The sequence below is a fragment of the Hymenobacter sp. PAMC 26628 genome (assembly GCF_001562275.1).
In the GTDB taxonomy this organism is placed as follows: Bacteria; Bacteroidota; Bacteroidia; order Cytophagales; family Hymenobacteraceae; genus Hymenobacter.
In genome coordinates this window covers 4,635,129-4,657,483 of sequence record NZ_CP014304.1, presented here as the reverse complement: position 1 = coordinate 4,657,483, position 22,355 = coordinate 4,635,129, and the positions used below count along the sequence as shown (strand labels likewise).

The following is a 22,355-nucleotide window of genomic DNA, read 5'->3' as shown; positions in this document are numbered from 1 at the left end:
CGCCGCCCCTCGCCGCCGCAACCAGGGGCGGCGAGGGGACCGCGCGCGAGGCCCATTTTTCCATTCCCACGATTTTGCCCTTAGCCCTAAAATGTCTACTAAAATGTCTATGAAAAACTACAGCTTATTCCTAGCGGGCGCGCTGCTGGCCCTGGCGGCTTGCAAGAAAGACGGCGATAGCGCCACCCCGCAGTCCACGGATTTTCTGACGACGACGCTCACGCCCGCCGTGTCGACTATTCGGGTGGCGGGCCTGCCAGCTCCGTATGCCACCACCGTGGCCACCAACTACCCCCAGGTGCTGATGAAGCGCCCGGCCGGGGCCACGCTGCAGGTGCCGGCCGGCTACGTTGTCAACATCTTTCGGGAACGGGTAATGAATGGCCGCGGGCTGGCCATCGCCCCCAACGGCGACGTGTTCGTGGCCCAGGGCGATAATAACCAGATTATGGTGCTGCGCGCCAATTCGACCGGGGCCGCCGACTCGGTGGGCACCTGGGCCTCGCAGGGCCTGCTGGACCGGCCGATGGGCCTGGCTTTTCAGGGCAATTACCTCTACGTGGCCTGCTCGGGGGCCGTCTACCGCTACGACTACGCCAGCGGCCAGACCAAAGCCAGCGGGGCTCCCACCAAGCTGGTGACCATCCCCGAAGGGGGCCAGCACGCCTACCGGACGCTGCTGATTCTGAACAACAAGATGTACGTGCCCATTGGCTCGTCGCAGAACGTGGCGGTGGAGCAGGACACCCGCGCCACGGTGCAGGAGTTCAACCTCGATGGCAGCGGGGGCCTCACCTACGCGTCGGGCACGCGCAGCCCGCTGGGCATCGACGTGAACCCGGCCCGGCCCGGCGAAATCTGGCTGGCCGTGAACGAGCGCGACGAGCTGGGCGACGGCCTCGTGCCCGACTACGCCACGGTGCTGCCCCGCGGCAGCTTCTTTGGCTACCCCTGGGTGTACCTGGCCCCCACCAACCGCGACCCCCGCATCAGCGGCCCGCTGCCGGCTCAGGTGGCCAGCACCCGCACCCCGGAGGTGCTGTTTGAGCCGCACTCGGCCGCCATCGGCCTCGCCTTCTACACCGGCGCGATGTTTCCGGCCGACGCCCGCAACGACCTGTTCATCGCCATGCGCGGCTCCTGGAACCGCTCGGTGGGCACCGGCTACAAGGTGGTGCGCGTGCGCATGAACAAGATGACGGGCGCGCCCGCCACCGCCGGCCCCGACGGGCGCGGGGCCAGCTACGAGGACTTCGTGACGGGCTGGCAGCTCAACCCCGGCCAGGCGGGCACCCCGCAGGTGTGGGGCCGCCCGGTGGGCGTCATCACGGCCGCCGACGGCTCGCTGCTCATCGCCGACGACGGGGCGGGCGTCATCTGGCGCGTGAGCTACCGCGGCTAGCGGCGGCCGGGCCCGGCGGCGGCCAGCTCCCTTATCTCCCTAGCTTTTTTCAATTTCCCCCACTTTCAATCCCTCTCCCCCAACCACATGGCTTCCCCCCAACCCGCCGCCCCGGACCTCGCGCCGCCGGCCGCCCCCATCCCCCAACCGCTGGACGGTGCCCGCGGCGGTACCGACCCCGGCCCGCGCAACCTTGAGCGCGACCGGCAGAACCCTGACCTGCTCGCTGCCCCCATCACCGACCACGGCACGGTGCCGAACTTGCGCTACTCGTTCTCCGACTCGCACAACCGCCTCGAACCCGGCGGCTGGGCCCGCGAGGTGACCGAGCTGGCCCTGCCCATTGCCACGGAGCTGGCCGGCGTGAACATGCGCCTCAACGGGGGCGAGCACGAAACCGGCGTGCGCGAAATGCACTGGCACAAGCAGGCCGAGTGGGCCTACATGACGGTGGGCCGCGCCCGCATCACGGCCATCGACGAGCAGGGCCGCAACTTCGTGGACGACGTGGGGGTAGGGGACCTGTGGTACTTCCCGCCCGGCATCCCGCACTCCATTCAGGCCCTGGCCGAAGGCTGCGAGTTTCTGCTGGTGTTCGACGACGGCACGTTTTCCGAAAACGACACCTTTTTGCTCACCGACTGGCTCGCGCACGTGCCCCGCTCGGTGATTGCCAAGAACTTTGGCGTGCCGGAGGCGTCGCTGAAGAACCTGCCCACCAAGGAGTGGTGGATTTTCCCGGCCCCCGCGCCCGGCCCGCTCGACCAAGACCGCATCGCCTCCCCGCAGGGCGCCTCGCCGACGCAGTATTCCTACCACATGTCGGACCAGAAGCCCCAGCAGCTGCCCGGCGGCACGGCCACCATCGTGGATTCGAGCGTTTTTCCCATCTCGAAGACCGTGGCCGCCGCGCTGGTGGAAGTCGAGCCGGGCGGGATGCGCGAGCTGCACTGGCACTCGAACACCGACGAGTGGCAGTACTACCTGGAAGGGCAGGCCCGCATGGGCGTGTTCGCTTCGGGCGGCAAGGCCCGCACCTTCGATTTCCAGGCCGGCGACGTGGGGGCCGTGCCCTTCGCCATGGGCCACTACATCGAGAACACCGGCACGACCACGCTGCGCTTTCTGGAAGTGTTCAAGAGCGCGCGCTACGCCGATTTCTCGCTCAATCAGTGGCTGGCCCTAACCCCGCCCGCGCTGGTGAAAGCCCACTTGCAGCTGGGCGACGACTTTATCGCGCACCTGCAAAAGAAGGCGGCCGTCGTGGTCAAGGGCTAAGCGCCCTGCGCGGGTAACCTCACGAGACCCCTCCGGGGCATAGCCCCAGAGCTATTACGTTCTCGCGTTATCGCCCTGCGCCAGAACGCAACAGCTCTGCCCCCTCTCCAAAAGAGAGGGGGTTAGGGGGTAAAGTGCCCGCCCGAACGAGTATTCCACGAAACCCTACTTCCCAATCCTATGGCAACTATTTCTTCTGGCCCCGCCGCGGCGGCCGGCCCAGCCGCCGTGCCCGCGGCGGCCCCTGCCCCGGCCGCGGCGGCTGGGCCGGCCATCGCGCTCCTAGCTACACAGAGCTTCACGCTGGCGCTGGTGACGCTCTCGGGCTACGTCGATGCCATCAGCTACCTGCGCTATGACAAGCTGTACGTCTCGTTTATGAGCGGCAACACCACCGCGCTGGGCGTGGCCCTGGCCCAGCACAGCGCCAGCAAAATCGTGCTGCTGTTCGGGGTCGTCGCCCTGTACGTGACGGGCGTGATGGGCGGCAACCTGCTCTCCCGTTGGGCCGGGCAGTGGAGCCGCACGCTCGTTTTGCTTGTGGTGGCCGCCTTGCTGTTGGGGGCCGGGGCCTGGCCGGCCGGGGCCATTGCCTGTCTCGCGCTGGCAATGGGCGTGCTCACGGCCACGGTGCACAAGGAAGGCAGCGTGTCGGTCAGCCTGGGGTACGTGACGGGCACGCTCATGCAAATCGGCCGGGGCCTGGCCGACCTGGTGAGCGGCCACGCCCCGGCGAAAGGCTGGCCGGGGCTCTTCTCGGTCTGGCTGGCCTTTGTTGGCGGGGCCCTGGCCGGGGGCGCGCTGCTGGTGCAGCGGGGGGCGCTGGCGCTGCCGGTGGCCGTTGGCGGTAGCCTGCTGCTGGCCCTGCTGGCCCGGCGCGTGCGCGACACCAAGTAGGCTTTTGCCAACCAGCTGCTTCAGGCGCTCATCAAATGAAAACGCTTCTACTCCTGCTCGGCGGCCGGCTACGGCCAGAACAACCGCCTGAACGACCGCAACACCATCGCCTGGTTTGTGTACGTGGGCGACCACCAGATTGCCCGGAAGTGGACGCTGCACACCGAGTACCAGGCGCGGCGGATGCACTGGCTGCGGGTGCCGCAGAACCAGCTCTCGCGGCTGGGCCTGGGCCGCACCCTCACCGACCGGGTGAAGGTGTCGGGCGGCTACACGTACTTCCAGAGCTTCCGCTACGGCGACTACCCCGCCGTGGCGGGGCGGCGGGCCTCGCCGGAAAACCGGCTCTACGAAGACGCGACCCTCACCACCCCGCTGGGCCGGCTCGGGCCCACGCAGCGCCTGCGCCTGGAGCAGCGCTGGCTGGGCACGCGCACGGACGGCGGCGAGGGCGCGGTGGCGAAATGGACCTATCAGAACCGCATTCGCTACTACCTGGCCGGCGCGTTGGCCCTGCAAAGGACAACCCTCGACGATGGCGAGTAGTATTTGAACGTCTACGATGAGCTGTTTACGGCCTTTGGGCCGAACGTGCAAAACAAAATCTTCAACCAGAACCGCACTTCGGGCGGGCTGGGCCACCAGTTCACGAAAGATGCTAAGGTAGAGATAGGCACTGTCTTTGAAATGCAGGTTCTGGTGGCACCAAATCAAGTTTTCAATATCAGAGCGGGCAGGCAGGCCAGTGGCACTGCGGGATTATGAGTGAAGCGCTTGCCGGTGGTGCCGATGCTGAACAGGTCTTTGAAGAAGATTTGGGGCGAGCCGTCCACGGCCAGGGCTGGGCCGAAAGGCGCGGGTCGGCGGGGTCGATGTGCGGGTACAGCTCCCCGCCCGTATCCCAGCTGACGTAGTTGCCGCTGGCATCGACGTTGGGCCGAAAGGTGTCGTGGTTGTTGACGAACGGCACCGTGCGATGCACCGTAGTGCCGTTGATGGTGACCACGCGGGTGCCCTGCTGGTAGCCAGGCAGCGAACCGATGTTGAAGGCGCCATTGCCGTTGACGAGCGCGAGCAGGCCACCGCGCAGCTAAAAGTCGAAGGTGCCGGCGCGGTTGTTAACGTTGGCCGCCCACTGGTCCATTGCCGCCGTGGTAGCTTGGGCATATTCGCCCACGGCAAACATGGTAGCGCCGCCGCTGGTCCAGTCAGCGCTGGTTTGCAGGCTGCTAAGAAAATCATCCGTGGCAAAGTCCGGGAACAGCTTTACTGCACCCAGGCGCATGCCGTCAAAGCTCACTTGCTTCTTGTACCACACCAGCCAGCCCCGGGTGCTGTTGCGCATGTAGTCGCTGGCCTGCCCGGGGTTATAGGCAGCGTTGGAGCTCTGGCCGTAAGAGCCGGGGTAGTAGCTTATATCCGGACCGAAGTAAGGGGCATTCCAGTCGCCGGTCGCCGGTGATCGAATTGTTACCAGGGTTGGGATTGAAATTCTACCAGTTTTTAGGAAACCGACCGGTCCGGGCCAGGTAGTTGGCGGCCGTCTCGCTGCTGGCCGGCGAGGTGTAGCTCACGTAGTGAAAGTTCTTCATCCGATTGGTTGCGCCGTCGTCCGCGGCGGCCGGGTCCTGGCCTCCGGTGTAGCTGTCGTCTGAGCCGGCCCCATCCAGATGATTAAGTAGTCACGCAAAAGTAACCGTATAATTTTTTCCGATTCGGATCAGGACGTGTTCGATGCGTTGAAGCAAGGTGTGGTCGGATTGGTAGTCCTCCGGCCGCACCCAATAGTGCTTGCAGCGGTGCCAGAGCAGTTCGATACGGTTGAGTTCCGGGCTGTAGGGCGGCAAGAACAGCAGGCTCAGGCCCTTCGCCGCCCATGCGGCGTGGCAGGCGCGGACCACGTGGGCCCGGTGAATCGAGGCGTTGTCCAGCACCAGGACGGTGGGGCGGTCCAGGGACTGGGCGAAGTCCGTGACGGCCAGCACGAACAGGTCGGCGGTGAGGGCCCCGGCCCGCACGTAGGCCTGCAGGGGCTGGCCGGGGGCGTGGGCCTGCCAGAAGCCCAGCACGGCATGTCCGCCGCGGCCGCGTACGGCGGGCAGCGCTACCGGGGGCTGGCCGCGGCGCTGCCAGGCGTAGGGCACGGGGGCCTGGCGCGAGCAGCGGCACTCGTCGACGGAGACCACGGCCACTTCGCCGCAGGCCTCGGCCCGGTGCAGGTCCCGCAACCGGGCTTGGCAGGCGGCAAAAGCGGCCGGGTCGCGCTGGGCCCGCAAGGAGCGCCGGCAGCGCTTCCAGGCGTAGCCGGCGGCGCGCGCCAGCCGGCGCAACGTGCTCAGGTGCAGCTTGATGCCAAAGGCGCGGCGCAGGCGCGGAATCCAGCGCCGCAACTGTTGGGGGGCGGGGCCGAGCCAGGCCCTTACTTTTTTTGGGCCGCCGGGGGCAGTTTGGGGGGCCGGCCGGCCCGTTGGCCTTCGAGCAGGCCCGCCAGGCCCTGGCCGCGCCACGCGCTGAGCCACCCGTGGACGGTGGCGTAGCGGACGGCAAAGAAGGCCGCCAATTGGTTCAGGGTCTGGCCCCGGTGGTGGCCCAGTACGGCTTGGGCGCGGCGGCGCTGGCGGGGATGGCGGGCGTGGTGGCTACACGCGTCGAGGGTGGTGACTTCGTCGGGGGTTAAGGCAAGGGGGGCGCGCATGCACCAAATTTAACGTCTCCGTTTTTATGCGATTACTTTTGCGCGACTACTTAAGCACGATGTCCTGCACCACATCGATGCCATTGGCGTGCAGAATGGCCACGCACCGCAGCAACTCATCCTTCGTGCCGGAGTTAGTGCGCAGCTTACCGTGCTGATACTTATCGCCGAGGTCGTAGTTGTCAAAGGGCGAATAGCCATTTGAATAAACCTCGTTGGTCGGCATCCACGTTTTCAGGTTCAGTGGCATCCACACGGCGTTGATGCCCATCGCCTTGAGACGCGGGGCCAGGTCGGCACCGTAATTAGCCCACCCATCGGGATAGTTATTGTTCTTGTATTTCCACCAGAAGCCTTCCAGAATGACCTGTTGCGCTTGGGCCGCCGTAACGCTAAGCCCCATGAGTATAGCCACGGCCGCGAGCCGCCGACCTACGGCCGCAGGTAAAAATGAGCCTTTCAACTTCTTTATGCTGGGGATGGGAAAAGTAAAAAAAACCAGTACTACTGACGCACCACGCGCATGGTGCGGATGCGACCATTTTGCTGCACCCGCACCATAGGCGCCGGGGGCAAGGACACCGCAGCCGGCAAGCCAATTAGTTGAATGACCGGCTTGCGGGTCGTCGACTGCTGCGGCACAGTGTGGCCCGCTGCACCGAGCAGGGTAAGGACTAGCGGGCTCGACTCGCTGCTGGGCTGGGCACTGAGGTCCTCGGCCCAGGGGATAGGGTAGGCGGTCAGCGCCCAGGTCGGGGCGTCGGAGGCAAAGGTGCGAAGTGGCTGGTGCCATCCTGGTCGGCTTGGCACAGGCGGTAATACACTAGCGCCGCGCCGTAGTGGGCGACGGCGCTATCGGTGAAAGGGTAGTCGGAGGCCATGCGGCTCGTGCAGACGGCTAGTAGCCGCTCAGATCGGTGTTGATAAGCTCGGTTACCTTAGCCGTACCATTACGCCTGAGCAACGCGCCCGACAAGTGCATCCGTTTACCGTTTTCTTTATACAACCGCTCTACTCGGCTGTTCGTCTGCATTGCAGCCGGTCAACCACTAGCCCAGCTGGCAAGCAGCCCTGTTCAATAGCAAACTTGCCGGTGTAAGCAAAGCCACCGTCTGTGGCGTGTAGCAGATATAGGCCGTCAGGTAAGCCAGCCACGTTTAGTCGTTGGTCAGCGTGCACGGCTTCGCGGTTGGGTACAGTGCGGCCCAACCCATCGAGCAGCCGCAGAGCCGGGTGGCGGACGGGCTGGTGGGGGAGCAACATCGTGAGGCCACTTTAGCCCTACTCCACAATAAGCTTTTTTATAATATTCGTTTCTCTGGTACTTATCCGGACCATATACATTCCTGCCTTCAGATTATGGCTGATTCTGGCTAATTGATGCACCTGCGTCCTCAACGCTATTCTTCCGTTTACATCCAGCACGGAAAGCGTTGCTAGTTCATTATCATGCAATCCGGGTATGAAGATAGTAAATGTATTATCCTGTGCCGGATTGGGAAATATTTGTATAAAATCGGGCTTATCAGTTGCTTTGGCTTCGATAGCAGGTGCTTTAACGGCCGAATTAGCACCAAGTAAATTACTAGTGGCCGCACTAATAGCAATATCGGGTTTGGTGTCGTACCAGGTACCGTTAAAATACCAGCCGGTTCTATCCCTGATACCATCAGGTGTCTGATTGGTGCCGTCATTGAAGATGAGAATGGCAGAAGAAATGTTCTTAAATGTATAACTATACCAGCCATCCCCGCTAGGAGTCATGCTTACGCCGGGCCAGGAAGGGCTCGGCAGCGAACCGGCCGGCTCGGCATTGTACCAGTACACATTTACGCCTGTTGCCCAGTTCGATGGCTTAAAGAAGTTGACCATAAAACCATTGCTTGGAATTTGCGGCTTGGTGTCGTACCAGGTACCATTTACATACCAACCAGTTCTATCCCGGATACCATCGGCTGCCTGATTGGTGCCGTCATTGAAGATGAGAACCGCAGAATCTGTATTGGTAAACGTGTAGCTATACCAGCCATCCCCGTTATCCGTCATGCTTGCGCCAGGCCAGGAAGGGCTAAGCGGCGCACTGACTGGCAGCGCGTTGTACCAGTACACATTTACGCCCGCCCCCCAACCTGCTGGCTTGAAGAAGTTGACTGTAAACGTATTAGTTGAAACTACCGGTTTGGTATCGTACCAAGTACCATTTACATACCAACCAGTTTTGTTCCTGGTTAAATCGGCTGATTGACGGGTGCCATCGTTGAAAATAACTGTTATAGAGGAGATATTGCTAAACGTGTAGCTATACCAGCCGTCCCCAGTAGTAGTCATGCTTGCGCCAGGCCAGGAAGGGCTGGGCAGTGAACCGGCCGGCTGTGCGTTGTACCAGTACACATTTACGCCCGCGCCCCAACCCGCTGGCTTGAAAAAGTTGACCGTGAACCTGTTGGGTTCCACAACTGTAATGGCCGAGGTGGCGGTTTTATTCCCGTTAGTAGTAGCCGTGATGGTGACACTGCCCGGGGCGATGCCGGTAACCAAGCCGGATGGAGTAACGGTAGCTAGCGTGGTATTGCTGGAACTCCAGGTTACTGGTCGATTTTTGGCAGCCAACGGGGTTACGGTTGCCGTAAGTTGTGTGGTAGTACCAGCAACAATGATGGTGTTCAGGGGCGACACGGCTATCCGGGTAAAAGCCGGAGCATTCATGGTGGTTAGCGTACGGTACTCAAAGCCTTTCAAAGCCAGGGGAGCGCCGGCGGTCAAGGTCACGGCAGCGCCGGTGTAAGCGTCTTGGTAGGTGCCGGCCAAAGCCGCCGGCACAGTGTATGCCGAAGCCGTGGCTCTGAGATTAGAAAACACCAAGACTTTTTCGGTGCCGGCTATTTTTGTAAAAGCGCAAACATTCAAATCGGAATAGTTAGCCATTGCGCCCCGCCGGATGGCCGTGCTGCTGTTTCTAAAACCGATAACGTTTTTAAATTCTTCGGTAACAGTGGCATTTTGCCCCCAGTCGATCTTCACCCCGTCCCAGGGGAAAGGTATTCTTTTAGCAAAGGCCACTTCCTGGCCGTTGTATACAAAAGGGACGCCTTTCATGTAAGCGGACACCACGAAGTTCGCCATTACCCCGGCCGTGCCGCCGAATACCTCAAGCGGAGTGCCTTCCGAACCGTTTGTGTCGTGGTTTCCGGTGTAACGGGCTACCTGTTGCGTACTGTTGGCGTAGGTGTACTCTGTATCCGTTGCGGTTTGAATAGTGGTCACCGGAGCACCCGCATGGATGGGTTTCAGCGCGTTATTGTAAAACTTAAAGCCATAGTTTAAATCAAATCCAGCATTAAAATTTTCTACCCGCTCGCCTTCGGCCAGCATAACCAGCCTATGGGATTTTATGCTTCTTAGGTTATCTATCGTTTGCTTCCAGAAATCAAGCCCTGGATTGTCCGCAAAGTCACACCGGAAACCATCTACGTTGGCCGCGAAAATCCAGTAGCGCATCGCCTTGATCATGGCGTTGCGCACGTCTACATTGTTCACATCCAGCGCCGCCACATCCGAGTACGATCCCAATTGTTGAATAACGCCGCTGGCGTTCCGCACGTACCAGTCGGGGTGTTGCGTAATCCAAGGATGATCCCAGGAAGTTTGGTTTACCACCCAATCCAGGATTACCGCCATGCCCCGGCTATGCGCCCCGTCGACAAGTGTGCGCAAATCTGCTAACGTTCCGTATTCCGTTCCCACCGCGGTGAAGTCCTTGATGCAGTAAGGAGAAGCAGAACTGGCAACTTTACTTCTGGCATCGGTGCCCACCGGGAACACCGGCATCAAGTAAACAACATTGCTTCCTAAATCACTAATTTCATCCAATCGGGCAGTAACCCCGGCTAAATTGCTCCCCGGGCTAAAAGCCCGTGTGTTCACCTGGTACACAGTAATGTCCCTGGTATCGGGAACTCCCTTAAAAGGGGTGCTGTATTGCCCCGGATCCTGGGCAAAAACAGTAGAGCAAACAACCGTAAAAATTGCTGTCAGCAAGGCAAGTACCTGGGTCCTTCCTTTCGCGTACATGATTCTCATAAAAATTGGTCGTTTGTCAATTTGTGAATGTGACTGCGGCTAACTTATGGCCTGTTCTTCGCTGTTAATCGTCCTCAAAACCTCCCTTGCTATTTCTTGAGTATCATGTACCCGTACGCTGGCAGCAAAATCTGCGTGCCTACCGTAACGGAGCCGCCTTGTAACGCGTTGGTCCAAGTGGTATTGGCAAGAGCGGCAGGCACTGCATACTGAGTAGGGGCATTGCGAACGTTAACTAGTACCAGCGCCTGGTCATTGCCTGCCGATTTGGTAAAAGCACACACGTCATTCGTGCTATAGGCCACTGGGGCACCGTGCTGGAGCGCGGGGCTGGCAGCGCGAGTAGCGAGCAGCTGCTGGTAAGCACGCTTCACATCAGCGTGCTGCCCCCACTGCACTTTTACCGTGGTGAAAGGGAAGGTAATGGGCGCAGTCATCCCTGCCTCCTGACCGTTATACACGAAAGGAACACCCTTGAAGCAAGAGGCAATAACGAAAGCTGACATGGCGCCCGCGTTGCCGCCGTACAAGGCCACGGGTGTGCCGTCCGAGCCATTCACGTCGTGATTGGTGGTGTACCGCACCACTTGCTGCGTAGCGTTAGCGCCTACGTATTCGCTGGTATTGAGGAGCGTAAGGCTAGTGGCAGCACCATTGCTCCCGTACACATTGCGCAATGCGCCATAGAAGTTAAAACCAAAGTTGTAGTCAAAGCCCGACGTAAAATTAGCGCTGCGAGTACCTTCGGCTAGGAGCAGCAACTTGTGGGTCTTAACGTTACGCAGCGTATCAATGGCCTGCTTCCAGAAATCGGGCGGGATAACGGGGTCGGAGTAGTCGCAGCGAAAACCGTCGACGTTGGCCGTGTACACCCACGATTTCATGGCTGCTATCATCGCCAGGCGCATGGGGGCGCTGCTGAAGTTGAGCTGGGCCACGTCGGTGTAGGTGGTGTTGGGCGGCGAGAGGATGTTGCCGGCCCCGTCGCGCAGGTACCAGTCGGGGTGGGCCGCAATCCAGGCGTGATCGAAGCTGGTGTGGTTGGCCACCCAGTCCAGCATCACCGTCAGGCCGCGGGCATGGGCGCCGTCTACCAGCGTGCGCAGGTCGTCAAGGGTGCCAAACTCCGGGTTCACGGCCGTGTAGTCCTTCACGCAGTAGGGCGAGTTCACCGATTTTAGGGCCCCTACCGGGTAAATGGGCATGAGGTAGAGCACGTTCACGCCAATGGCCTTGATGGAATCGAGCCGGGCCGTGACGCCGGCAAAGTTGCCGTTCTGGCTAAAGGCCCGCATGTTGACTTGGTAAATCACTGCGTCTTCCCGGTTCGGCACACCAGCGTAAGGGGTGCCGTACTGCGCCGGCGTGGCCGTGGTGGGCGCGACCGGAGTGGGGGCATCCGGCACCGCCGGTTTGCAGCCGATGAGCAGCCCCGCCAGCGCCACCAGGGCCCGGCTGTGCTTGAATGCGGTGCGTAGCGTAAGCATTGGATAAAAGGCTAGAAACGAGAAAATAAGTATAACTGGGGCCCTGGGCGGCGGTGGAACCGCCGGCGATGGGGCCCCGGTTTAGGCCAGAAATCAGGAAATGGACAAGGTGCTGGGGCCCCTTATTTGCCGACGGGCCGGAAGCTGACCGCCGCGCCGCCGCCCGGCGCCAGCTTTAGCGTGAGCACCAACTTGCTGGTGACTACCCGCTTGGTAATTTGGTAAGCCGTTGGGTTCTTTTGCCAATCAGCGCCCTTGCCGTCGGCGTAGAGAATGGCTTCGTAGCGCTGGCCGGGCGTGAGGAAATCCAGCTTCACGGGTTGCTGGCGGGCGTTTTCGTCGGTGATGCTGCCCAAATACCACTCGTCCTTGCCCTTGGCTTTGCGCACGGTGGTGAGGTAATCGCCGGGCTCGGCGGCCAGGATGCGGGTATCGTCCCAGTCCACGGGCACGTCCGCAATGAACTGGAACGCGTCTAGGTGCTGCTCGTAATTCTCGGGCAGGTCGGCCGCCATTTGTAGCGGCGAGTACATGGTTACGTACAAAGCCAGCTGCTTAGCCAGGGTGGTGCGCACCTGGCGCTTGCCGGTGGGCTCGTAGTTTTTGAGCTTGAAAATGCCGGGCGTATAATCCATTGGTCCCCCCATGAGGCGGGTAAAGGGCATGATCGTCTCGTGGTCGGGCGGACTGCCGGTACTAAAGGCATTGTACTCGTTGCCACGGCCGGCCTCGCTGGCCATCCAGTTGGGGTAGGTGCGCGAGAGGCCGGTGGGGCGCACCGCCTCGTGCATGTCGACCACCACGCGGTACCGGGCCGCTGCTTTGGCCACGCGCACGAAGTGGTTACTCATCCACTGCCCGTCGTGGTGCTCACCCCGGGGGATGATGCGGCCCACGTAGCCGGTTTTGACGGCCGGGTAGCCGTACTTGTTCATGAACTGATAAGCCGTGTCGAAGTGCTGCTCGTAGTTGGTGGCCGCGCCCGAGGTCTCGTTGTGCATGATCATCTGCACCCCCTTGGCTTTGGCGTACCGGCTGATTTGCTGCACGTCAAAATCCGGGTACGGCGTCACGAAATCGAACACGTTCTCCTTCCAGTTGCCAAACCAGTCTTCCCAACCCACGTTCCAGCCCTCCACCAGTACGCCCGCAATGCCGTGCCGGGCGGCGAAGTCGATGTAGCGCTTCACGTTGGCCGTATTGGCCCCGTGGCGGCCGGTAGGAATAAGTTGACCGCGGGCGTCGAGCGTGTCAGCGCTGTTGGCGTACTTCCAGTCGGTGCGGCCAATTTGCATTTCCCACCACACGCCCACGAACTTCATGGGCTTGATCCAGCCCGTGTCGGCGATTTTGCTGGGCTCGTTCAGGTTAAGGATTAGCTTGGAGGCCAGGATGTCGGGGGCCCGGTCGCTCACGATGATTGTGCGCCAGGGTGTGCGGCAGGGCGCGTGCAGAAAGGCCTTGTTGCCCACGGCGTCGGGCACGAGGCGGGCCGTGAGGCGGTGGCTGGCCCGGTCCACGTGCAGTTGCAGGGCCGGGTAGTCGACCTGCGCCGCCTCGTGAATGTTCACGTACAGCCCGTCGTCGGCCTTGAGCATGAGCGGCGTGGCCACGGCCTGCGGGTCGGGGGCCTCGCGCACGGCAATTTCCGTGGAGGCCTTGACCTGCGGCGCGCCGTCAACGGCGCTCAGGCGCGAGTGCGTGTAGTAGTACTCGTTGGTATCGTAGTCGCCGGGGATCCAAAAGGCCTGGTGGTCGGCGGGCAGGGCAAACTCGGTGAGCTCGTCGCTAACCACGAAATTGCCCAGCGCCAACTGCCGCGGAAACTCGTAGCGAAAGCCCACGCCGTCGGCAAACACCCGGAACACCACGTCGAGCCGGCGGCCAGGGGCGGCCGCCTGGCGCAGGTGCACGGTAAGCTGCTGGTAGTGGTCGCGGATGTCTTTAACTTCGCCCCACACCGGCTGCCAGGTATCGTCCGCGTCTTTCCGCTCGCTGCCCAGCAACACCAAGGGCCCGTCGAAGCCCGGGCCGTCGGCCAGCGCAATGCCCAACCGCGAGGCGTTGACCACCGGCTTTTGGCCGTAGGCGACGCTATAAGTCGGCTGGCCGGCCGCATTCAGTGCAAACGCCAGCTTCACGGAGCCCAAGCTGGCGGCTAAGGGGCCAGCTGGCTGCGCGGCGGCCGGGGCCCCCGCTGCCAGCAGCAGCAAAAACAAATATTTTTTCATGGGGTGCTCGTCGGTTCTCGAAAGTGCTTTGCACGGTGCGCTCCAAATTTATTGGCGATTGGCGGCGCGGGGCAGGCTTCGCAAAACCACGTACTGGTAGGGCTGGAGGGTGAAGGGGACGTCCGGGATGGGGACCAGCCCTGCGGTGAGGGCGTTTTGCCAAGCCGTGCCGCCCAAGGCCGCGGGTAGGTGGTAGGCCACGGGCGCGTTGCGCAGGTTGGCCAGCACCAGCACCTGCTCGGGGCCCAGGGTTTTGGTGAAGGCGCACACATCGTCGCTGCTGTAGGCCGCCAGTTGCCCGTTGCGCACGGCGTTGCTGCCGTTGCGGAAGCGCAGCAGCTGCTTGTATTCCTGGGTCAGCGCCGGGTTGGGCGTCCAGTCAATGGCCTTGCGGGGCCCCATGAACGGCACCCGCTCGGCGTAGCCCACTTCCTGGCCGTTGTACACCATCGGCACGGCCTGCATGTAGGCGGCCACCACGAAGGCGGCCATCGCCCCGCGGGGACCCTGGAACATGACCTGCGGCGGCCCTTCCGAGCTGTTAATGTCGTGGTTGGAGGTGTAGCGCACCATGCGGGCCGTGGATGGTGCGCCGCGGTACTCGACCGCCGTCAGCGAGTCGAGCAGCTTAGCGCTCTTGCCGTTTTGCAGTACCTCGCGCCGCATCACCTGAATGAAGGGGAAGTCGTAGTCAAGTTGGAAGCCCGCCCGGAAGAAGTATTTTTTCTTGTCGCCTTCGGCCAAGAACAGCAGCTTGCGGCCGCGGATGGCCTTGAGGTTGGCCAACGCCTCAGTGAAAAACGCCTCCGTCGGCCCGTCGGCGTAGTCAAAGCGGTAGCCGTCGATATTGGCTTGGAACACCCAGTAACGCAGGGCCCCCAGCATGGCCGCGCGCAGCTGCGGGTTGGCAAAGTTGAGCTGGGCTATGTCCTTCCAGTCCGGGATCGGGGTCACGATGGCACCGGTGGCGTCGTGCACGTACCAGTCGGGGTGGGCCGTGATCCAGGCGTGGTCCCAGCTGGTGTGGTTACCCACCCAGTCGAGGATGACGGCCATGCCGCGGGCGTGAGCCCCGTCGACGACGGCCCGCAGGTCGGCGAGCGTGCCAAACTCCGGGTTCACGGCCGTGTAGTTCTGCACCGCAAACGGCGAGTCCACGGCCCGCACCTTGCCGATGGGGTACACCGGCATCAGGTACACCACGTTGATGCCCAGGGCCTTGATCGAGTCCAGCCGCGCCAACACGCCCCGGAAGTTGCCGGCCTGGCTGAAGCCCCGCATGTTGACCTGGTAAATGGTCGCGTTCTGGCTTTCGGGCACCCCGGCGAAGGGCCGGCCGTACGGCGCCGGGTCGGCGGGGAGGGCTGCGGTGGCGGCTGCGCGTTGGGCCCTGGCCGGCCGGCCCCCGGCCACCAGGGCCAGTAACACCAACAGGTGAAAAGGAACGGTTTTTTTCATAAGTGCGGAATGAGGGCCTGGGACTTGGCGGGCACCCTCGAAAAATGAGCGAAGCCGGAGGGCCCCGGGTAATTACTGGGTGACGGCCAGGCGGCGGGTAGCCACTTTGTCGGCTACCCGCACCTTCACCAGGTACACGCCCGCCGCGAGGTGGTTCATGGGCACGCGCAGCTGGTGGATGCCGGCGCTCTGCGGGGCGTCCAACAAGGTCTGCACGTCGCGGCCCAGCAAATCGGTGACGCGCACCGACACGGGTTGGGCCGCGCCCTTCACTTGGTACGAAACGGTCGATTCGCCCCGCGACGGGTTCGGGAACACGCTCATGGCCACCACGGCGTCGTCGGCCTGCCGGCTGCTGAGCACCACCACGCTGAGCGTGGCGGCCTGGAGGCCGGGAAACAGCGTCGTGTTCGTGAAGTCCGGCGAAAAGCCAATGTTGTTGAGGCCGCCCGTGGTGACCTTGGTATTGCCCGTGCCCTGGGTGCCGCCGGTCGTTTCAGGGATGATATCCGACGACCAGTAGGCGTCGCCGCTCACGTAAGCCGCAAATACTTTCACAATAGAGGCCCCGGAAGGCAGCCCTAGCGCCGTGCGGTCAAACTCGTATTCGAGGGCATAAGAGCCGGCCCCGCCGCCGTTCGCATTACCGGGGTTGTCGCTGAGGCCGAGAGACTTGCCGCTAGCATCTGTTAATGTTTTGTACGCCAAGCGGGTGCCGGCAAACAAGGCGTAGTCGCCCGTGGTGGCGGTAGCGGGCACGGTGCTGGACGTACCATCGACTTTGGTGCCCACAGCCAGCGCTGCGGCCACCCCGCTGGTGGCGGACTTGTAGATGGCGGCGTACACGTCGCCCTTCCCCGTGGTGGCAATAGCCACGTCGGCTTCCAAATCTAGTTTGGTGCCGCCGATGCTACCGCCTGCAAACGTACCGAACACCGTTGAGGAACCCGCAATGCTGGGCAAGCCAGTGCCCACTGGTACACCGGTTACATTCGGCAAGTCCATGTACAGTTGAAAATTATTATTGCTGGCTTCAATGGTGCCAGCCAGGCTGATGTAGAGCTTGCTGGCGCTATTCGCCCCGTACATCTGCAACAGGCCCGCGTTACCAAAACCCGTCGGGCCCCCAGGCGTCGGGGTGTGCGAGGTCGTGAATTTGCCCAGCGACTGGTACTGGCCGGCCCCGGTGCCGATTTCGTTGGCGCTGATGACGCCATCCAACGCAATCTGCGCCTGGGCGCTCAACGTGGCGGCTGCCAAGGTGGTGGCCAACGTCAGAGTAGTCAGTTTTTTCATGGTAAAAAGGAAATTGGTGGGGAGAAGTGAGGAAAGCAGAAAAGTGCGCGCGACCAGCGCCGCCAACTTGCCAATCGGGTGGCCGGGCCCTGGCCCAACCGGCTGGAAATAACATTCGGTAGCAATTTCTTCGGGCAGGCGGGGCCCCGGCAGCGCACCCGCCCGGCGGCTGGGACGGGTGCGCTGTTCGTTTCATCGTGGGCCTGGCGCACCAGCCACTAAACCCCAATTCTTATTTTTTACCAATTACCTGCGGCTAATAGCCAGTATTCTGCGTCAGCGTGGGGTTTGCCACGATGTCGGTCGAGGGCAGGGGGAAGATGTTGAGGTTGGCCGAAACACCTTGGCCGGCCGCTACGCCGCCTTTCCAGGGCCACAGGTAGCTGGCGCTGGTGAACTTGCCGAAGCGGATGAGGTCGGTGCGGCGCGAACCTTCCCAGTACAGCTCACGGCCCCGCTCAGCCAGGATGAAGTCGGGCGAGGCCACATCGGCGGCCGTGACGTGGCCAGCGGTGCCGGTGCCCGAGTTGTTGTAAGCGCGGTCGCGCAGGGCGTTCACGTAGGTGAGGGCCTGGGCCGGGGTGCCGCCCTGGCCGCCGCGCTGCACCGCCTCGGCGTACATCAGGTACACGTCACCTAGCCGGAACATCGGGAAATCGGTGTCCACGAAGATGCCCTGCGGGTCCGAACCGGGGGCCCCGGTCGAGGTCACGTTCTTCCACTTGGTGGTGGCGTAGCCGTTGGTGGAGGCCGTCAGGTCTTTAATTTCCAGGGTGTGGCCGGGGGTGAAGAACATAGCCCGGCTGTCGGCGCTGCTTGCCCCGCCGGCAAACAGCAGCGGCAGGTTTTTGCGGGTGCGGTTGCCAAACCAGCCCCCGTTGATGCCGAAGTTCTTGGCCACCATGCTGTCGCCTACCTGGGCGTGGACCAGGTACGTAGTGCCGCCGTACACCTGCGACACCAAGCCGTCGCTGGTGATGGGGAAGATGATTTCCGACGCCCCCGTCACGTTGTTATCGGCCATGAACAGCTTGGCGTAGCCCGAAGCCGGTTTGGGATTGGCCGCCGTGGCGGGGCTGGTCTGGCTGAGCGCATAGCCACCGCCTATTACCTTGTTGCAGTAGGTAAGGCAGTCGGTGTAGCGCGCGGTGCCCGTGTATACTTCCGCGTTGAGGTAGAGCTTGGCCAGCAGCGTCTGGGCAGCACCTTGGTCGGCGCGGCCGTAGGGGCCCTGGCGCGCCGCTTTCAGCAGCGGCTCGATGGCTTTCAGCTCCGATTCAACGTAGGCAAACAAATCGGCCCGCTTGATTTGCTTCGGCAGGTTCTTGCTAGGCGCGTCGGCTTCGGTCACGAAGGGTACGTTGGCGTACATGTCGAGGGCGTGGTAGTACGCCAGGGCCCGCAGGAAGCGCGCTTCGGCTCGGTCGAGGCGGGCGTTGTCGGCGTCGGCCCCCGCGATGCCGCGGCTGCTGAGCTTGTCGTCGGTGGTCTCGCGGATGAACTCGTTGCACAGCGTTACCTCGTAGAAAATCCGGGTGTAGCTGTTGTTGATCAGGTCGTTGCTCGACGACCACGTGGTCCGGTTCAGCTCCTGTAGCGGGCCGCTGTTCCAGGCCACCACGGCCTCGTCAGTAGTCAACTCCTGCAAGTACCAGTAGGCCCGCAGGTACGAGGTTTCGCCCTCGTCCTTGCCTTGCCCGGCAAACACATCGGGCGAGCCCGAATTGCCCGACAAGTTAAAGCCCGCGTAGCACTTGGCCAACACCTGAATGTAGTTGGCGGGGTCCTTGTACACCGATTCGGTGTTAAGGTCGTAGAACGGAGTGCGGTCGAGGTCCTTGGTGCAGCCCGAAAGGCCCCCGCCAAGCAAGGAAGCGGTTACTGCCAAGGCCGCGCCGCCGGAACGAAATTGCTTATTCATATAAAAAAGAGCTAATAATCAGTTAAATGCCGAGGTTGAGGCCCAGCGTGACGGTGCGGGGCAAGGGATAGAATTGGTTGTCGATGCCGCTGAAGTGCTCCGGGTCGAGGCCGGTGTACTTGGTCAGCACCAGCAGGTTTTGGCCGGCTAAGGTTAGGCGCAGCGTGGTGCCGGCTTTCAACAAGCTGCCAAAGTCGTAGCCCAACGTCACGTTCTGGAGGCGCACGAAGGAGGCGTCCTGCAAATAATAGTCGCTGTAGGGCTGCCCGGTTTTGAACCCGGTGGAGTAGATGTCGGGCACCACGTTGGCCGCGTAGCCCAGGCCCGTGTTGAGCCCGTAGTAGTTGCCCTGGCCCGCATTAATACCGTTATACACGTAGTTGCCGATGTTGGAGCGCACCGTAAACGCCAAGCTGGCCTTGCCGTAGCTCAGGTTGGAGCTGAAGCCCAGGATGGCTTTCGGGGCCGGGTCGTGCTCGTGCAGCTTGTCGCGCTCATTGATGAGTTTGTCGTTGTTCTGATCGACGTACTGGGTGAGGCTGGTAGCAGAGGCCGGGTCCTGCAAGGGCTTGCCGTTCTCGTATTTCTGCTGGTAGAGGAAGAACGAATTGGGCGCATAACCCACCGTGTTCACCTGCACAAACTGGAAGTTGCCTACGTTGCCCACCGGGGTGCCCAGGTAATTGGGGTCTTCCACCTGCGTGAGCTTGGTGATTTTGGTGCGGTTCATGGTGGCGTTGAAGTTCACCGACCAGTTGAACCGTTCGCCCTGCACCAGGTTGTAATTTACGGCTAATTCGATGCCCCGGTTTTCTAGGCTGCCGATGTTTGTCAGCAACGTGTTGCTGAAGTTAGTGCCCACGGGTATCGGAATCACGGCCAGCAGGTCGTCGGTTTTGCGCAGGTACACGTCCACCGAGCCGGTCAGGCGGTTGCTAAAAAAGCCGTAGTCCAAGCCCGCGTCGTAGGTTTTGGTCTGCTCCCACTTCAGGTTGCGGTCGTAGGCGGCCGGCTTCAGCGTGTAGACGACGTCGTTGCCGAAGACTTGCCGCACGGTCGGGGCCCCGATGCTGTAGCCGCCCAAGTAGGGGTAGTCGCCGGCCACGCTGGTGATGTCCTGCTGGCCCGTGATGCCGTAGCTCGCGCGCAGCTTTAGGTCCGATACAATATGGGAGTCGACCAGAAAGTTCTCTTTGTTAATGCGCCAGGCCACCGAGGCTGCCGGAAACTTGCCCCAGCGGTTGTCGGGGCTGAAGTGCGAAGAGCCGTCGGCCCGGAAGGTGCCCGTTAATAGGTAGCGTTCCTTGTAGTTGTAGTTCAGGCGCCCGTAAAACGAGATTAGTGTATACTGCGTCTTGAACGGGTTCTGGGGCGGGTTGTCGGGGTAGAGTAGGGTGCCGTCCGCTTTGTAGGCGGGCCGGTACGGCGAGTACGTGTAAAAATCCTGGTACGAGTAGCCGGCCAGGGCTTCTAAGTGGTGGTCGCCAACTTGCTTGCTGTAGTTGAGGTAGGCCTCCAGCAACTTGTTGTTCTTGCCCTGGTGGTACGAGTTGTCCTGTCCCTGGGTGGAAAAAGCTATCGACGACGCGGCCGGAATGTTAACTGTGCCGTTACTGCGCGACACGTCGTAGCCCAGGTTCAGGTTGGCGTGCAGCTCGGGCAGGAAATGCACCTGGTAGTCGAACTGCACGTTGCCAATGCTGCGCAGCACCGTGCTGCGGTCGCGCTTGTCGTTGAGCAGCGCCACCGGGTTGCGGTCGGTGAGGGGGTTGGGGATGGCCCCGTTCAGCAGCTCGTAGTAGCCGTTAAACTGGCTGTTGCCGCTGTAAATAGGCTGGGTGGGGTTGAACCGCACGGCCCCGCCGATGGCCCCCTGGTCGGCAAAGCGGTAGTCGGCCTGGGTGCCCTTCACGTTGACATCGATGCGCAAGTGGTTGTCGAACAGGCGCGGCGTGAGGCCGATGGAAGCCGAGTTGCGCTTCAAGTTGCTGGTAAGCAGCGTTCCGTTCTGGTCGAGGGCCCCCAGCGACACCCGGTAGGGCACGTGCTTGGCGCTACCCGTCAGGCTCACGCTGTTGTCACTGGTCCAGGCCGTGCGGTAAATGGCGTCCTGCCAGTCGGTGTTGGCGGTGCCCAAGTATTTAGCCCCAATGGCCGGGACGGTGCCGGCGGCAATGGCCTGGTTCGTGAGGGCGCGGTAGGCGTCGGCACCCAGCACGTCGACCTTGCCGTAATTCGTCGAGCGCGACAGCTGCGAGTTGATGTTGACGTGCATCTTTTCGCCGTCTACCCCCTTTTTGGTAGTGATGATAATCACGCCGTTGGACGCCCGCGAACCGTAGATGGCCGTGGCTGAAGCGTCTTTAAGCACAGTGAACGTCGCAATGTCGGTGGGGTTCACCAGCGAGAGCGGGCTGCCGGCCCCGGCGATGCCTTGGTTGTCCACCGGCACCCCGTCGATGACGATGAGCGGGTCATTGCTGGCATTCAGCGACGAACCCCCGCGGATACGAATGGTGCTCAACGCACCAGGGTCGCCGCCACCCGTGGTTATCTGCACGCCGGCCAGCTTGCCCTGGATGAGCTGCTCGGGCGAGGTCACCTGCCCCTGCACGAAGTCTTTGGTCGTCACGGTGGCAATCGAGCCGGTCACGTCCTGGCGGCGAGCGGTGCCGTAGCCCACCACCACGGCCTCGTTGAGCGCCGTGGCATTCTCTGCCAACTTCACGCTTACGCTCGCGTTCTGCCCGTCCACGCTGGTAATCTCGCGGCGCACCGTGGTGAAGCCGACCGAAGAGATGATCAACACGTGAGGACCCGCCGGCACGCGCGGTATGGAAAAAGTACCATCGACGGCGGTGCTACTACCCAGTGTCGTTCCTTCCACCACCACCGTGGCGCCCGGTAGGCCCTGGCCCTGGCCGTCTACCACGCGGCCGCTGACGCTGCCATCGGCTAGAGCCCCGGCCGTGCGGCTGGCGAAGGACGGGCCCGGGCCCGTGCTACCGCGTGGGGCTACCCAGGGCGTGGCGCGTAAGTGCTCCGCTTTGGATGCGGCCGGGTTGAAATGCCCGGGCGCGGCCAGCGCGGCGCCCGTCGAGTACATCCCCAGCGTGGCTAGGAACAGCGTTCGGGAAAGGTGCCGAGCAGTTGGCACCGGCGGTAATAGTGTCGGCATGGGTGGGAGATTAGGTGGTGATCAGTTCTGGCTCGCCTGACAATTGCCAAGGCAAATGCAATCGATTCCAAATCAGAAAAAGGAATGGAACGGTGCAAAAGAAGGGCACTGCTCAAGCACCTGAAAACCATCAAACCAATATCAAGAATCAGTTTTAAAATATTGATAATAATACCTTATAAATCAATGTCTTAATATTGAAAATATTAATAAAAATCAAGGTGATTTATACCCGGAATTCAGTTGAAATGTAGCCAAAATAGTCTTTGTTAGCCTGATTACTTCCCCATCCAACTTCATGTGCAGCCAACCCAACCCAGGGCCCTGAACGCTCAAGTGAGGTAGCACTAATGAGGTCAATTAGGATCATGGAACTAGTATATAGAAGAGGCGCGTAATGGTTACGCAATCCATTTCTATGAACGCATTAGT

The 22,355-nt window shown here is 61.8% G+C and carries 15 protein-coding genes and 1 pseudogene; 4 read left to right on the top strand and 12 right to left on the bottom strand.

The features are described 5' to 3' along the window. Window positions 1-109: 109 nt before the first annotated feature. From AXW84_RS20180 to AXW84_RS26055, 4 genes and pseudogenes are all read left to right on the top strand, one after another. Complete coding sequence (locus AXW84_RS20180) at window positions 110-1,402, top strand: PQQ-dependent sugar dehydrogenase (protein ID WP_068237580.1); 1,293 nt, start codon at window positions 110-112, stop codon at window positions 1,400-1,402. Between the two features lie 87 nt (window positions 1,403-1,489). Further along, window positions 1,490-2,680 carry an oxalate decarboxylase family bicupin gene (locus AXW84_RS20175; protein WP_068237576.1) on the top strand — a complete coding sequence of 397 codons (1,191 nt, stop codon included), beginning with the start codon at window positions 1,490-1,492 and terminating at the stop codon, window positions 2,678-2,680. 180 nt (window positions 2,681-2,860) lie between these two features. Then, window positions 2,861-3,577 (top strand): YoaK family protein, encoded by a 717-nt coding sequence (locus AXW84_RS20170; RefSeq protein WP_068237573.1) that lies wholly within the window; start codon window positions 2,861-2,863, stop codon window positions 3,575-3,577. Window positions 3,578-3,694: 117 nt separating this feature from the next. Then, a pseudogene (locus AXW84_RS26055) lies at window positions 3,695-4,342 on the top strand (DUF2490 domain-containing protein). Window positions 4,343-4,667: 325 nt separating this feature from the next. On the opposite strand, the gene AXW84_RS20160 reads toward AXW84_RS26055, so the two are convergent. The 12 genes from AXW84_RS20160 to AXW84_RS20110 form a co-directional block, all read right to left on the bottom strand. After that, window positions 4,668-4,922 carry a hypothetical protein gene (locus AXW84_RS20160; protein WP_068237569.1) on the bottom strand — a complete coding sequence of 85 codons (255 nt, stop codon included), beginning with the start codon at window positions 4,920-4,922 and terminating at the stop codon, window positions 4,668-4,670. 337 nt (window positions 4,923-5,259) lie between these two features. Beyond that, the gene (locus AXW84_RS20155; RefSeq protein WP_068237559.1) at window positions 5,260-5,967 is read right to left on the bottom strand and encodes an IS630 family transposase; all 708 of its coding nucleotides are present in this window, start codon (window positions 5,965-5,967) and stop codon (window positions 5,260-5,262) included. A 29-nt stretch (window positions 5,968-5,996) separates the two neighbouring features. Continuing rightward, window positions 5,997-6,272 carry a helix-turn-helix domain-containing protein gene (locus AXW84_RS20150; protein WP_068237555.1) on the bottom strand — a complete coding sequence of 92 codons (276 nt, stop codon included), beginning with the start codon at window positions 6,270-6,272 and terminating at the stop codon, window positions 5,997-5,999. Between the two features lie 46 nt (window positions 6,273-6,318). After that, window positions 6,319-6,675, bottom strand: coding sequence for a hypothetical protein (locus AXW84_RS20145; RefSeq protein WP_157887151.1), 357 nt, complete (start codon window positions 6,673-6,675; stop codon window positions 6,319-6,321). A gap of 101 nt (window positions 6,676-6,776) precedes the next feature. Next, window positions 6,777-7,082 (bottom strand): hypothetical protein, encoded by a 306-nt coding sequence (locus AXW84_RS25230; protein WP_157887150.1) that lies wholly within the window; start codon window positions 7,080-7,082, stop codon window positions 6,777-6,779. A 471-nt stretch (window positions 7,083-7,553) separates the two neighbouring features. After that, window positions 7,554-10,352, bottom strand: coding sequence for a starch-binding protein (locus AXW84_RS20140; RefSeq protein WP_068237549.1), 2,799 nt, complete (start codon window positions 10,350-10,352; stop codon window positions 7,554-7,556). Between the two features lie 89 nt (window positions 10,353-10,441). Further along, window positions 10,442-11,839 (bottom strand): alpha-amylase family glycosyl hydrolase, encoded by a 1,398-nt coding sequence (locus AXW84_RS20135; protein ID WP_068237546.1) that lies wholly within the window; start codon window positions 11,837-11,839, stop codon window positions 10,442-10,444. Window positions 11,840-11,961: 122 nt separating this feature from the next. Next, entirely contained in the window at window positions 11,962-14,070 is a 2,109-nt protein-coding gene (locus AXW84_RS20130; RefSeq protein ID WP_068237544.1) for a glycoside hydrolase family 97 protein, read from the bottom strand. 48 nt (window positions 14,071-14,118) lie between these two features. Continuing rightward, window positions 14,119-15,528 (bottom strand): alpha-amylase family glycosyl hydrolase, encoded by a 1,410-nt coding sequence (locus tag AXW84_RS20125; RefSeq protein WP_068237541.1) that lies wholly within the window; start codon window positions 15,526-15,528, stop codon window positions 14,119-14,121. 72 nt (window positions 15,529-15,600) lie between these two features. Next, window positions 15,601-16,824, bottom strand: coding sequence for a T9SS type A sorting domain-containing protein (locus tag AXW84_RS20120; RefSeq protein ID WP_068237539.1), 1,224 nt, complete (start codon window positions 16,822-16,824; stop codon window positions 15,601-15,603). Window positions 16,825-17,080: 256 nt separating this feature from the next. Continuing rightward, window positions 17,081-18,745, bottom strand: a complete 1,665-nt coding sequence (locus AXW84_RS20115; protein WP_068237537.1) for a RagB/SusD family nutrient uptake outer membrane protein — start codon at window positions 18,743-18,745, stop codon at window positions 17,081-17,083. Window positions 18,746-18,767: 22 nt separating this feature from the next. Continuing rightward, window positions 18,768-21,923 (bottom strand): SusC/RagA family TonB-linked outer membrane protein, encoded by a 3,156-nt coding sequence (locus AXW84_RS20110; protein WP_236943178.1) that lies wholly within the window; start codon window positions 21,921-21,923, stop codon window positions 18,768-18,770. Between the last annotated feature and the right edge of the window lie 432 nt (window positions 21,924-22,355).